The 13,955-nt window shown below is 45.1% G+C and carries 14 protein-coding genes; 1 reads left to right on the forward strand and 13 read right to left on the reverse strand.

Features of this window, described 5'->3' with window-relative positions; all coding sequences use genetic code 11:
* Positions 1-560 precede the first annotated feature (560 nt).
* The 6 genes from ACG95_RS08370 to racE form a co-directional block, all read right to left on the reverse strand.
* Positions 561-1,715 (reverse strand): N-acetyldiaminopimelate deacetylase, encoded by a 1,155-nt coding sequence (locus ACG95_RS08370; protein WP_048000100.1) that lies wholly within the window; start codon positions 1,713-1,715, stop codon positions 561-563.
* A 17-nt stretch (positions 1,716-1,732) separates the two neighbouring features.
* Positions 1,733-2,443 (reverse strand): 2,3,4,5-tetrahydropyridine-2,6-dicarboxylate N-acetyltransferase, encoded by a 711-nt coding sequence (gene dapD, locus ACG95_RS08375; RefSeq protein WP_048000101.1) that lies wholly within the window; start codon positions 2,441-2,443, stop codon positions 1,733-1,735.
* A 19-nt stretch (positions 2,444-2,462) separates the two neighbouring features.
* Positions 2,463-2,954, reverse strand: coding sequence for a cyclic-di-AMP-binding protein CbpB (gene cbpB, locus ACG95_RS08380; RefSeq protein ID WP_048000102.1), 492 nt, complete (start codon positions 2,952-2,954; stop codon positions 2,463-2,465).
* 91 nt (positions 2,955-3,045) lie between these two features.
* Positions 3,046-3,564: a metallophosphoesterase gene (locus tag ACG95_RS08385; RefSeq protein ID WP_048000103.1), complete on the reverse strand. Its 519-nt coding sequence runs from the start codon at positions 3,562-3,564 to the stop codon at positions 3,046-3,048.
* The gene (locus ACG95_RS08390; protein WP_048000104.1) at positions 3,561-4,169 is read right to left on the reverse strand and encodes an XTP/dITP diphosphatase; all 609 of its coding nucleotides are present in this window, start codon (positions 4,167-4,169) and stop codon (positions 3,561-3,563) included. Before ACG95_RS08390 ends, ACG95_RS08385 begins: the two co-directional genes overlap by 4 nt.
* A complete protein-coding gene (gene racE, locus ACG95_RS08395; RefSeq protein WP_048000105.1) occupies positions 4,162-4,983 on the reverse strand; it encodes a glutamate racemase in 822 nt (273 codons plus the stop codon). The genes ACG95_RS08390 and racE overlap by 8 nt, the downstream gene beginning before the upstream one ends.
* A gap of 201 nt (positions 4,984-5,184) precedes the next feature.
* On the opposite strand from racE, the gene ACG95_RS08400 reads away from it, so the two are divergent.
* Positions 5,185-5,709: a YslB family protein gene (locus tag ACG95_RS08400; protein ID WP_048000106.1), complete on the forward strand. Its 525-nt coding sequence runs from the start codon at positions 5,185-5,187 to the stop codon at positions 5,707-5,709.
* A gap of 56 nt (positions 5,710-5,765) precedes the next feature.
* Here the strand turns inward: ACG95_RS08400 and trxA are convergent, their stop codons facing one another.
* The 7 genes from trxA to alaS all read right to left on the reverse strand — a co-directional run bounded on the left by trxA (position 5,766) and on the right by alaS (position 13,639).
* Positions 5,766-6,077, reverse strand: coding sequence for a thioredoxin (gene trxA / locus ACG95_RS08405; RefSeq protein WP_048000107.1), 312 nt, complete (start codon positions 6,075-6,077; stop codon positions 5,766-5,768).
* 333 nt (positions 6,078-6,410) lie between these two features.
* Positions 6,411-8,774 (reverse strand): endonuclease MutS2, encoded by a 2,364-nt coding sequence (locus ACG95_RS08410; RefSeq protein WP_048000108.1) that lies wholly within the window; start codon positions 8,772-8,774, stop codon positions 6,411-6,413.
* Positions 8,775-8,834: 60 nt separating this feature from the next.
* Entirely contained in the window at positions 8,835-9,086 is a 252-nt protein-coding gene (gene zapA / locus ACG95_RS08415; protein ID WP_048000109.1) for a cell division protein ZapA, read from the reverse strand.
* A 135-nt stretch (positions 9,087-9,221) separates the two neighbouring features.
* A complete protein-coding gene (locus tag ACG95_RS08420) occupies positions 9,222-9,515 on the reverse strand; it encodes a DUF1292 domain-containing protein (protein WP_048000173.1) in 294 nt (97 codons plus the stop codon).
* A gap of 26 nt (positions 9,516-9,541) precedes the next feature.
* Entirely contained in the window at positions 9,542-9,976 is a 435-nt protein-coding gene (gene ruvX, locus ACG95_RS08425; protein WP_048000110.1) for a Holliday junction resolvase RuvX, read from the reverse strand.
* Positions 9,973-10,242, reverse strand: a complete 270-nt coding sequence (locus ACG95_RS08430; RefSeq protein WP_003641523.1) for an IreB family regulatory phosphoprotein — start codon at positions 10,240-10,242, stop codon at positions 9,973-9,975. The genes ruvX and ACG95_RS08430 overlap by 4 nt, the downstream gene beginning before the upstream one ends.
* Positions 10,243-10,996: 754 nt before the next feature.
* Positions 10,997-13,639, reverse strand: a complete 2,643-nt coding sequence (gene alaS, locus ACG95_RS08435) for an alanine--tRNA ligase (protein WP_048000111.1) — start codon at positions 13,637-13,639, stop codon at positions 10,997-10,999.
* Positions 13,640-13,955 lie beyond the last annotated feature (316 nt).

Below are 13,955 nucleotides of genomic sequence, written 5' to 3' on the forward strand. Positions count from 1 at the left end.
GGATAATTTCACCACTGAACATTGTCAGGAGCCCCTCACGGCTGGATAGTAATTAAAATCAGACATGTGCGTACCTAATTTTTGACTGATCATGATTCCTAAGTTCGTCTAGAATATAATTCCGCAGTTTATGGGTGTGTACACCTACCTAAATAAAAATTACTGGAAATTGCTCACTAAATTCTTTTTGAAATAACGGTCAATCAAATTAAAGCTAGGTAAAGACTTATCAACATCTTAAATCTAAACTAGCCGTGAGGTGTGGTCTGACAACGCTCAGGCATGAAATTACACTTAGCTGAGTGGTTTGCTCAGGTTAGTGTAAGGCCGAGTTTTGAGATTGACAGCGGGTTGTGCTGGTGAGCTCAAAACCGTGCCCATGGCGTTCCAGCGTTGTCAGACCACTCCGGTAGGCGGATAAGTTCCGCAAGAACTACATCATAATAATCCAGCAGAAGATTTTGTCACTCTCTACAACAGTGGAAACAAGATTTTCACTTGGACCATAAAAAAACAGATCTAACCAAAATGGCTAGACCTGTTTAACATGAATTCAATTCTTATTTGCGTAACTCATTGCGATGCGTCAAGAAGCCAGTCATCGCATCAACGCCACTCATGATGGCATCCGTATGGGGTACCATGTTTTCTGAGTGTAGTGAGTACGGACTGTCGACACCTAGCCAGAACATCGTCCCCGGAATTTGGTGAATTAAATAACCAAAATCTTCGCCAGTCATTGCCGGTTGGGTTTCGATGAAGTTAACGTCTGGTGCTTGTTGCATGTAGTTGATAAAGTCAGCTGTAATGGCATCATTATTCTCAACTGGGTAGTAACCACCCTGATTAAGTTGCAAATCAATATTGCAATCATAAGCTAGGGCGATTCCCTCAGTAATCGTGCGCACACGTCGTTGAATGCGCAGGTTCATGTCCTGCGTCAACGCCCGAATCGTTCCATCGATCTGAGCTTCACCCGCAATGACGTTGCCGATGGTTCCAGCTGTGAAGTGACCAAGTGTCACGACACCACTCTGAATCGGATCAACATCGCGCGCCACGATCGTTTGTAACTGGGACACGAGTGCGGCCCCGGCTACAACCATGTCGTTAGCTTGATGTTGATATGCAGCATGACCACTCTTACCGCTGAGGTGCGCGTGAATTTCACACGTGCCAGCGAATAAGGTGCCCATGCGACTACCGATTGCGCCAGTTGGCAAGTTAGGATTGTCATGGAAGCCAAAGATTTCATCCGGCATCCATTCAGCATCAAGTGCACCACTGTTGTAGATTTTCATCCCACCAGAGGCATTTTCTTCCGCTGGTTGGAACATGAAGATCATATCAGTAGTGGGTTGGTGTTCTGCAAAGTAACTCAGAATCCCTAACGCCACAGACATGTGAATATCATGGCCACACGCGTGCATCACACCTGGATGTGTAGACGCGAATGGTAACCCGGTATTCTCAGTAACTGGTAACGCATCGATATCCGTCCGATAACCGATCCGGTAATCATGCGTTTTACCACTGACCTTGACTAAAATAGCGGTATCTAACGTTGGAATCAACTTAACCGTTAATAAGTCTTGGGGCATCTGCGCAATAATACTTAACAAGTAATCGTGAGTCTGATGTTCCTGTAGACCGATTTCTGGAATCTGATGTAAATGTTGATAAATTGGAATTAATTCGGTTTCCCGTAATGCCATGGTTTATCCCTCCATCATTAAAGATTCCGTAATTCAGCCATTAACTCCGTTTTACTCTTAGTCTTATCGTCAATATCTTTTAACTTACGAGCTGGTACACCACCAACAACGGTGTTTGGTGCAACGTCTTCGATAACGACCGCACCGGCTGCCACAACGGCACCCTTACCAACGTGAACGCCTTCTAGGACAACGGCGTTAGCACCGATAAGCACATCGTCGTCAATCTGAACGGGTTGGGCCGAAGGTGGCTCTACCACGCCGGCTAACACAGTACCGGCACCAATGTGACAGTTCTTACCAACGAGCGCACGGCCACCTAAAATGGCACCCATGTCGATCATTGTACCGGCACCGATTTCAGCACCGATGTTAATCGTAGCGCCCATCATGATAACGGCATTGTCACCGATCAAGACTTGGTCACGAATAACGGCACCTGGTTCGATCCGGGCATTGTATTGTTTTAAGTCAGCCATTGGTACAGCTGAGTTACGGGCATCATTTTCTAATTCATAATCTTCGATGTGTGCAGCGTTAGCCATTAAAAATGGTTCAACGTCGGCCCAGTCACCGAATAACACCCCAGCGTTACCACTGAAGAATGTTTTAATCGTTGCTGGAACATCTAATTGGTCCAGCGCACCCTTAACGTAAACTTTAACGGGTGTAGTTTTCTTGGCACTGCCAATGTAGTTAATAATTGATTGTGCATCTAATTTTGCCATCGGAGACCCTCCAAAAATTTTAATTAGTTTTTTCACTAGTGGAAAAATCCTTCTCAATCATATCATACTGCTTGCCGATTTCATGAGTTAGGAAGTTAAAACTCTTCATAAATTCACGACGCGTGACAATACCTTGAAAGATACCGTCTTGATCGACGACCGGTACAAACGGGTTATCGATCATCAAGTGCAAGGTAGCTTCAACATCGCTCACATCGTCGACCGTCTTAACGTTCGTTTCCATCACGTCACGAACGCATTTCTGCATCAAGACTTCGGTATTCAATTGGTCAAACCCCAGCATCTGTTCCGTAATCAGCGGTAAGGAAACTAAGCCTTCAAAGTGACCGCTTCGATCCAGAACCGGAATCTTAGAATATTTGATCTTGGTTAAGACTAAGAATGCGTGGTACAAATTATTATCAGTTTGGACGTTGGCAACCATGTCAGCCGCAATCAAATAATGGTCAGCATTGCGTGACAACATGTCCGTCACTGGTTGGATTAACATACGTATCGTCCCTCCCTAACTAAAACTATCGTTTGCTAAAAACTAACTTCACGTCAATCAATATTAACAGTATCGGTTATACCGTATCAAGTTAGTCCGCAAAGTGAAACTTTAGTTCAGGAACTGGCTGCATTTCACGGTCATAGTACTGGACGTCAATCGCCGTAGCACTGGTCGTCACAATCGCGTAAGTCCCACCAATACTAGTGAATTCGCCACGTGGATAACTGATACTTCCGGGATTCAAGACCAACACCCCACCCCGGCGTTCAACGCCTAATTGGTGGGTGTGACCGAAGAATGCTAGGGCTGCTTGGTGCGCCTGCGCATTAGCCACTAAGTGATCCAGTCCCATATTGACTCCCACTAAGTGTCCGTGGGTCATGTAGACTTGGACACCGTCAACACTGGGGCTAACTTCATCTGCCAACGCGCTGTCAAAATCCATATTACCCTGAACCACGTACATATCTTGAAATAACGGATCATCATGATCTAATTCCGAATCGCCACAGTGAAACATGGCGTCAACTTGATCCTTGTAGGCTGTCGTTAATCGTACTAAAATATCACGATCACCGTGACTATCACTGACAACTAAACATTTCATGCTTGTGACCACCATTCATCGAATTTGGTCATCAACTGGCGCAAAGCAGCGCCACGATGACTAATTTGGTTTTTCTGATCTGGCGTTAATTCAGCCAACGATTTTTGGAACTCTTCTGACCAAAATAACGGATCATAACCAAAGCCGTTCTCCCCCCGTGGGGTACTTAGAATCCGTCCAGGCAGTTCACCGTTGACGACTAACTTAGCACCGCTTGGTTTCAATGCAACCAAAGTGGTATGGAAAGTTGCCGTTCGTTTGTCATCTGGAACGCCACCAAGATTGGCAAGTAGCTTCGCATTATTAGCCGCATCATCATGATCACCCGCATAACGAGCTGAAATAACACCTGGATCACCGTGCAACGCGTCGACCATCAGACCAGAATCATCCGCAATAGCGGGTAAGCCAGTTGCTTCGACAACCACCGTCACCTTTTTCGTGGCATTCTCTTCGAAGGTAATTCCGTTTTCCTTAATTTCTGGAATATCAGGAAAGTCAGCTAACGTTTTAATCGTTACGCCGTAAGGTTCTAACATCGCACTAAATTCCCGTGCTTTGTTGGCGTTATTAGTCGCAATAATTAATGTTTGTGGTTTAGTCATTCGTTTCACTCCCTAAGTCGATGTGGGTAGCATGAAAATCAGGTTGGCCCAACCAATCCTTAGCAATCGCTTCAAATTGAGCTGCCGCACCGGTCGTATAATACTCGTCTGGATAACGTTTAGTCGAGCTAGTATTGGCAATGTCCAAATAATCCAGTACCGATGAAACGTCATTGATCGTTTCTGCCCCAGAATCGATCAGCGTTACGTTAGGTCCCACCACATTTTGAATCAGTGGGCGCAGCAATGGGTTATGTGTACACCCTAAAACTAACGTGTCGATATCCTGCTTTTTGAGATCCTTAAGTGATTCTGCAACCACCCGTTTAGCCACCGTTGAATGGTATTCATTGGATTCCACTAGCGGAACAAACTTAGGACAAGCTAGTGGCACAACGGTTGCCGTTGGATCCTTAGTTAAGATGGCATCCGAATAAGCATTGCTACGAATCGTGCCATCCGTGGCAATTACGCCAATCCGATTATTTCGTGAAGCTTTTAAAGCCGCTCGTGAACCGGGCTTGATGACCCCGATAACCGGAATATTTAACCGAGCCCGTAAGTCGGGCAAGGCTGCAGCTGTCGCCGTATTACAGGCGATTACGAGCATTTTAATGTGCTTTTTCATCAAGAAGTCGGCCATTTGCCAAGAAAATTCACACACTTGAGCACCGGGCCGTGGTCCGTATGGCAATCGGGCTTGATCCCCAATAAAATAGACGGTTTCGCGCGGGAGTTGTTTTAATGCCTGCTTAACGACAGTCAACCCACCAACTCCCGAATCCATGAAGCCAATTGCATGTTCATCTGACATTTTAAAATCTCCGTTCACTGAATTCTGAAACTTCATTATGGTCTTTTTTGAAAGTGATTTCAAGCCAGACAAATTACGATGAATTGGTAAAGTTTCCTTAGATAACTTGAAAAAATCCGACACTTTCCTGAAAACAAGGTATAATATCTATTATACAGTGGTCAGAAATACCACGACATTTTTGCATGGAAAGGAACGATCATGACGAACGGCTTTTATTCTCAATTTGCGGGTAATTCGATTAAAGCTTCCATCCTCAGTGTGGAAGTACTGCGGGATGCCTTGATACCAAAATTACTGGGCGATGACAGCAGCGGCATTCTTTACTGGGCTGGTAAAGACTTGGCACGCCAATTTAGAGTCGCAAACGACGATGATCTGATTACGTTTTTCGAACAAACTGGCTGGGGGCACCTGATTATCGTTGAAACTAGCGATGAGTTAATCACTTACGAATTAACCGGTGAACCCGTTGCTCGACGAAGCGCAACCCTTGATAATCCGGATTTTATGCTCGAAACTGGCTTTTTAGCAGAACAAGTCGTTCAACGACTCAGTTGCGTCTGTGAAGCTAAAATCACGTTCCAAAATCGAATGCGGCTTCGCATTTCGGTCACGATCGATCACGACCAGCCGTTAACTAATCATGACCCAGCGGCACCAATTGAAATTGTTCGCCCACTGGTTGAAGAACCAACCGATGAACAACCTAATGATATCGATTAATTTACTAAAAAAGACGACCAGTTAATTAACTGATCGTCTTTTTTTGATCCTAAAGATTATAGATACTGATCTAAGGTTTGTTTGATTTGTTCTTTGGAGTGGTAACCTACCAAAGTATCAACCACTTCGCCGTCCTTCTTGACGAGTAGTGTTGGAATACTCATGATGCCAAAACTGCTGGCCGTTTCAGGGTTTGCATCGACATCCATCTTGTTGAATGTTACTTGATCGCCCATCTCTTCATCCAATTGTTCAACAACTGGTGATTGCATCCGACAAGGACCACACCAAGTTGCCCAGAAGTCAGTTAACGTGACGCCTGAATCAGTATCAGCTGTAAAAGTTTTATCAGTAGTTGTTGCAAGCATAAAAATCAGCCTCCCTTATTAGTTAATTCCATTACTAATAGTAAGTATACCAGTTGCGATTGGGAAAACAACTGATTTACTCCAGAGTGTGACAGTAGGCGATTAGGTTGCGAGCATTAACGTGGGAATCGTGATTATTCCTGGGTTTGGAATGGTCACGATTCTCGGGTTAAGCGGAACAAGCTGCCTACTGGCGCACGTTTCAAAAGAGTGTATCAACAGGCGATTAGGGACTGAGCATAGCCTAGGTAGAGCGGTGATTGCGTTTTTTGCAATCATTGCTCTACCGTAGCTAAGCGGAGGTCGCTGCCTGTTGGTGCACGTTTCAAAACCCTACTTAAACTCCACCTCAGTCGCCCCATTGCCACCATGGTTCGGTGCGGCAAAGTGGAACGATTTGACCTGACGATTCGTCTGTAAGTAGTCCGTAATTCCTTGCCGTAACGCCCCAGTCCCCTTACCATGAACGATTGTCACGGATGGATAACCAGCGAGTAATGCCGCATCAATGTAACGATCGACTTGCATCATGGCATCTTCATAACGGACACCACGCAAGTCCAAGTTAGGTGAGACCCGGCTAGCATTAGCACTGCGCACCGTTGCACGGCCCTGTTTAGGCTCAGCTTCAGGCTTAACCTTTTCCAAGTCACCGTCACTGATCTTCATCTTCAAAATGCCAAGTTGAACTTCCCACTCGTGGTCGCCCATCTTACGCATCAAGACACCGCGTTGGCCGTATGACTTAACCAGTACGTCTTCACCTTTACGGAATTCTTGTTGTGCCTTAGCACGTCGTAAGACCCGGTTATTTTTGAGTCTTGGTTGTTGTTCAAGGGCATTCAAAGCACCCTTCGCATCAATCAGTTCATTTTCTTTAACCGCAGTACCAACAGCTAACTGCTTCTTACGTAGATCACTGATGATCGCGTCAGCCTCAGTCTTGCTCTTCGATACAATCTCGTTAGCTTGAACCTTAGCATCTTCAATCAACTGTTCCTTACGTTGTTGATAAGCGTTGAATTCACTCTTTAGTTCACGGTGCAACCGTTCTGAGTCAGTTACTTCTTGTTGCAACGCAATCTGTTCGTCTTCGACCTGCTTACGTTTAGCAACCAAGTCCGCGATCATCGCATTCAAATCTTGACTATCGCTATCAGTTAACGAGCGTGCCTCGTCCACGATGGTTTGTGGAATTCCTAAACGTTGCGCAATGTCTAGCGCGTTACTACGACCAGGAATACCAACTAATAACCGGTACGTTGGTTTCAACGTCTCTTCGTCGAATTCCATACTGGCATTGATCGTATCTGGTCGGTTGAATCCATACGCCTTAAGTTCAGGGTAATGGGTTGTTGCAACGACTTGAGTACTCTTGGCACCAATCGCGTCAAGGATGGCAATCGCTAAGGCAGCCCCCTCTTGTGGATCGGTCCCCGCACCTAATTCATCGACTAGCAAAAGGCTGTGTTCGTCGATCTGTTTCAAGAAGCTTTCGATGTTAGCCATGTGTGATGAAAAAGTACTTAAATTCTGTTCAATTGATTGTTCGTCACCAATGTCAGCAAAAATTTCATTGTAGATACCGACACGACTACCCTCATCAGCAGGAATGAATAGCCCGGACTGAGCCATTAATTGTAATAGGCCCAGCGTCTTCAAGGTAATCGTCTTCCCACCGGTATTAGGTCCCGTAATCACCATCGCTTGGTAGTCAGTCCCAAGGTTGATGTCATTGGCTACTACCTTTTTAGGATCGATTAACGGGTGACGTGCTTGCCGTAGATAGACCTGGTTTTCAGTAGAGACTTGTGGTTCGGTGGCGTGCATATCGTGAGCGTAACGCGCCTTACCGTTGATGAAATCAAAATGGCCCAAGATAGCCGCGTTGTTCATGATTTCATCCTGATAAGGGGCAATCAGATTGGATAATTCTTCCAAGATCCGTTGCTCTTCTTGCTTTTCAGCAACTTGGGATTGCCGTAAACGGTCGTTCAATGCCATTACAGCTTGTGGTTCAACGAATAACGTCTGTCCACTGGCACTCTGATCATGGACGATCCCACCAAAGCGGCCCCGATTTTCAGCTTTCACTGGAATCACATAACGGTCATTACGAATCGTGATGATTGGATCACTCAAATACTTCGCATCGCTACCACGCGTATAGTGTTCCATCTTTGCGCGAATCTCTGATTCAGTACGATGAATGTGACTACGAATGCTGCTTAATTCAGCTGAAGCGTTATCCGTAATGTGCCCATCGCCTTCAATAGCGGTTGATAACCGTTTCGTGACTTCTGGCAAGGTCACCAATTCGCCAACTTCATCAAACAATTGGCGAATCTCATTTTCGGGTGCGTCTTCTAATAGCTCCGCAAAGAAACGGGTAATCGCCTGGGTCGTCTTTAAAACCCGACCGACTTGTCCCAGTTCACTCCCGTTTAACGTGGCACCGATTTCCAAACGTTTCATGTGTGGCGTAATATCAGCTAAACGGGCAATTGGAATCCCACCCTTTAACCGGTAAACCTCGGCCCCATCGTTAGTTTCATCTAAGGCTAACTGAATTGCTTCAGCATCCTTCATAGGCTGCAGGCTGTTAAGCTCCTGTTGCCCAGCTGCCGAAGCTAAGTACGGCATTAATTGTTGTTTTACTTGTTGATACTCTAAAGTGTTCAATACTTTGGAATTCAATAACATCCCTCCGAAGTTCCAAATGAGCGGCGTTAAACCGCCAAAAAACGGATAATGCAATTACTTGTCGGCATTATCCGTTTGCATTTTTAATAGTTCTGCTTGCTTATCCACTTGATCAGAAATTGCGTTAAAAGCTAATAACGTGGCAATCTCTTGATCAGACATGTCAGGTGCAAGTTTTTTTAATTGATTAATTTGTTCATTCATCATCCGCGTCACGGTTTGCATGTGACGATCAGATGCCGTGCCGATGATCGTATAAGTGTGACCATCAATTTCCGCTTTAAAGCGACGTTTGTCTGCAGTCATCAACATCCAGCTCCCTTTCAATAACAGTTAACATTTTAGCATGGTTACGCAATTTATGCGACCGTTGGAACTGAAGCCGTTGCAACAAAAAAACTCGCAGACCATTGTCCACGAGTTCCTCGTATTGATTGGGGCCTATTGCATGCCGCCATCTTCTGCTAAGAAGGTATTCAATACTTGTTCAACCATATCCCATTCATCATCGGATTCGATTAACTTTAATTCACCGTTGTCGCCATCATCAGGATTGAAGATGTAGGCTTGGATATCCACTTCATCATCTGCAGCGGCATCTGCCGGGTACAGGAGAATGTATGAATGATCGAAGTCTTCTGAATCAAACGTGAATAAAATGTTAAATAAGGTTTCGTTGCCGTCGTCATCCACTAAGGTGATAACGTCATCTTTACCATTTTGGTCTTTGCTCATGTCAGTACTCATAATTAAGTTCCTCGCTATTCTTTTGTGAGTTTGCCATGGCGATCCAAGTAGTTTTGCAAGATTAAACTTGCGGCTAACTTATCGATCACCTTTTTGCGTTTTTTACGTGAGGTGTTGGCTTCTTCAATCAACATCCGTTCAGCTTCAACCGTTGTCAACCGTTCATCTTCAAAGTCTACTGGTAAATGAAAACGTTCCGTTAACATCTCACCATAATGTTTAGCAGCTTCGGCACGGGGCCCCAGCGTATTGTTCATATTCTTCGGTAAACCAAGCACGAAACCGCCTGCATCTAGTTCCTTGACCAATTCAGCAACCCGATCAAGACCAAACACTTCTTCGTCCTCGTTAATCCGAATGATTTCAACACCCTGCGCAGTCCAACCAAAAGCATCGCTAATTGCAATGCCCACAGTCCGAGAACCAACGTCTAACCCCATTAACTTCATGCATCAACATCCTTATCTGCCTTCAGGTACGACTTGACAAGTTCTTCGATAATCTCATCACGCTGATGCTTGCGAATCAAGTTACGCGCATCCTTTAAACGTGGAATGTACGCCGGATCACCGGATAGCAAATAACCCACGATCTGATTGATTGGATTATAGCCTTTTTCTTGTAACGCTTCATAAACCGTCGTTAACGTGTCATGAACATCCTTAACGCTGTCATTATCGAAGTCAAAGTACATTGTTTTGTCTAATGAACTCATATAAAGCACCTCCCGCTAGTTTCCGCTTCTAATCTATTTTACTAAATGCCCATATGAAGTACAATCAATCGACTTTGATGTAACACATTCGTAATAAAAGTCTGGTTACAAACTAGGATATTAAAGGCTGTTTAATTACAATTTGCACGTCTAAAGCAGTTCTACACTTTCGCCTGCGGTGGTCAGCACTAGCTTCAGCTGTGGGACCGGTTCAAGCCTGAAGAGTGGTCTTGAACCTCGCCCTGCCCCTTGGCACAGTTCGCCAATGAACAGGATCGTCCGTGGTGTAATCCCGGAAAACCACCGGCATAACGCCACCTTCACAGCATCGCTAGTACTGCCCACCTCCGGCTAGACTGATTTTGTATTTGGATATTTATCGTTAACTTTTATCCTACTAAAAAGAAGACTCACTGCCTATTAAGAGATCAATAAACAAATCGAAATTAAGCGGAGCCAGCCGGAAGAACCAGCCATGAAGTCAATCTAAAGTGGCGTTATTGGCGGCCTTAGATTGCAGGACGTCTTTCGAGACTTGAATTTTAGGCTCGAAAACGAGGTACCAGACCGCACTGTGGCTGGGACCGGTCCCCATGGCAGGTTTTTCCGGCTGGCGAAGCGGTATATTAAAGCCTACTCAAAACTGTTTTAACGACCTAAAAAAAACGGACCTAAGACAATCGTCTCAGATCCGTTCCAAGTGTCAGTCACTAATACTAAGCATTAGTTCCATAAACACCTTTAATTTCAAAATTTATTGTTCTTTAACCCAGTCGTGAGCCGCCTTTAATGCGTCAGGCAACCCAGCAGGATTCTTCCCACCAGCTTGGGCTAACGTTGGACGGCCACCACCACCGCCACCGACTTTAGGGGCAATGGCTTTGATCAAGTCGCCAGCTTTAAGACCAGCTTTGATCTTGTCATCACTGACAGCAACCAATAAGTTGACCTTATCGCCAATAACCGTTCCAAGTACTAAGACGTCAGAATAGGCTTTAGCTTTCCAAGTATCCGCAAATTGACGTAACTGGTCCATCCCAGCCACTTCAACCTGTTGGGCAATCAAGGTGGTGCCGTTAATGTCGTCCACTTGTTCAAAGACGTCGCCAGCTTGTTGCTTAGCTAAACGACTTTCCAAAGAAGCAGTCTTCTGTTGTTCAGCTTTCAAATCAGCTTGTAATTGGCTGATCTTAGCTGGGACATCAGCCAACTTAGGCGCCTTAACTTGCGCAGCCACTTGCTTCAAGTGTTGTTCTTCGCTGGCAAACAATTCAAAGGCTTCCTTAGAGGTCACGGCTTCAATCCGACGAGTCCCAGCACCGATACCAGATTCACCAACAATCTTGAAGAGTCCTAATTCGCTACTGTTCTTAACGTGGGTCCCACCATCGAATTCGATTGAGTAGTCACCAATTGAAACGACCCGAACCACTTTACCGTACTTTTCAGTAAAGACGGCAATCGCACCCATCTTGTGACCAGTTTCCTGATCCGTCTGAATGGCCGTTACGGGTAGTGCTGCCCAGATTTGGTCATTTACAATCTGTTCAACTTTTGCAAGTTCTTCATCAGTTACTTGACCGAAGTGAGTGAAGTCAAAACGCAAGTAGTTTGGTTCAACCAATGAACCAGCTTGCTTAGTGTGTTCGCCCAAGACGTCGCGTAAAGCTTGATCCAATAAATGGGTTGCCGTATGGTTCTTTTCGACCTTATTGTGGAATGCCAAATCAACATTCATGGTATAAGTTGCATCCTTACGCATTGGTTTCAAAACTTCTACCGTGTGTAAATGTTGTTTGTTAGGTGCATTCTGAACGTCGGTAACTTTAGCCACAGTTTGACCATCAGCGTCTAAAATCACCCCACGGTCAGCCACTTGACCACCCATTTCAGCGTAGAACGGTGTCTTACTGAAGATCATTTCAGCAGTGCCAGCTTTAACTTCATCAACGAGCTTTTCATCCACGATGATGTCGTTCAGCACACCCTGCACATCGGTCAATTCATCATAACCAACGTATTCGCTAGGCGTCTTAATGTCAATCAAGAGACCACGTTGCACGCCCATTGACTTAGCACCACTACGCGCGTTACGAGCACGGTCACGTTGTGCTTTCATTTCAACTTCAAAACCAGCTTCGTCAACCTTTAAGTCTTCGTCGCCAGCGTATTCCTTCGTCAATTCAACCGGGAAACCGTACGTATCGTATAGTTTGAAGGCATCCGCACCAGCTAAGGTATCTTGACCAGCTTCTTTGGTCGCTGCAATTAAGTTATTCAATAGCGTTAAGCCATCGTTCAACGTTTCACTGAAGCGGCTTTCTTCTGAAGAAACGATCTTTTCAATGTAATCACTATTCTTCAAAACGTCTGGGTAGTGAGATTCCATGATTTTACCAACGATTGGTACTAATTGATCCAAGAAAGCCTCTTTCAAGCCTAACTTCTGACCATGTAAAATGGCCCGACGAATTAAGCGACGAATAACGTAGCCGCGACCTTCATTAGAAGGCAAAGCACCGTCACTGATGGCAAACGTAATCGTCCGCGCGTGATCAGCAATCACCTTGAACGAAACGTCATCTTCAGCGTTGTCGCCGTAATGCTTGCCGTCACTGAGTTCTTCAGTCTTGTGGATAATTGGCAAGAATAAATCCGTTTCAAAATTGGTCTTCGCATTTTGGAAGACAGAGACAACTCGTTCAAGCCCCATCCCCGTATCAATGTTCTTACGTGGAAGTGGTTCGTAGGTATCTTCTGGCGTGTGGTTGAATTGTGAGAAGACAATGTTCCAGACTTCCAAGTAGCGTTCATTTTCGCCACCAGGATAGTTTTCAGGATCATCTTTTGCCAAATTATTGAAGGATTCACCACGATCGTAGAAGATTTCTGAATCGGGGCCGGATGGGCCTTGACCGATATCCCAGAAGTTATCTTCAACCTTGACGATGTGATCTGGCTTGACACCAGTTTCTTCCCAGAACTTAGCCGCATCCGTATCCTTAGGGTAGACCGTCATGTAGAGTTTTTCAGGATCCCAGCCAAACCACTTTGGTGACGTCATTAATTCCCACGCCCACGCAATGGCTTCTTTCTTGAAGTAATCCCCAACTGAGAAGTTCCCCAGCATTTCAAACAAAGTATGGTGACGAGCAGTCCGACCAACGTTTTCAATATCGTTCGTCCGAATACTCTTCTGTGAACTCGTCATCCGTGGATTATCTGGAACGACTGAGCCATCAAAATATTTCTTCATCGTGGCAACACCGGAGTTGATCCATAGTAACGTTGGGTCATCTACGGGAACAAGTGACGCACTTGGGACGATGGTATGGCCCTTTTCATGGAAAAAGTCCAAGTACATCTGACGAATTTCACTACTGCTTAATTCTTTCATTAATTCTGGCACCCTCTCTGTTAATCCTGTATTTAAGGCAAAAAAACACCGTTGCTAGCAAAGACGCTGTTAACGCGGTACCACTTTGCTTGCAACGATGTATTCGTTTACCTCTTAAGCTCATTAACGCTGAGACACGGACTAGTTGACTAGTCATTACTCACAGGTAGCATCTAAACCACACCGCACTTTTTGCAGCAACCAAAGCGTTTCTAAACTGACGTGGGGTTTAAATATGTCCTTACTGTGCAAAGTATAGAAAACTTACGTCCCAATGTCAATAGCCCTAGCGTTTAACGCGGCTATTAACACGGGC

The sequence above is a fragment of the Lactiplantibacillus herbarum genome (assembly GCF_001039045.1).
GTDB lineage: Bacteria > Bacillota > Bacilli > Lactobacillales > Lactobacillaceae > Lactiplantibacillus > Lactiplantibacillus herbarum.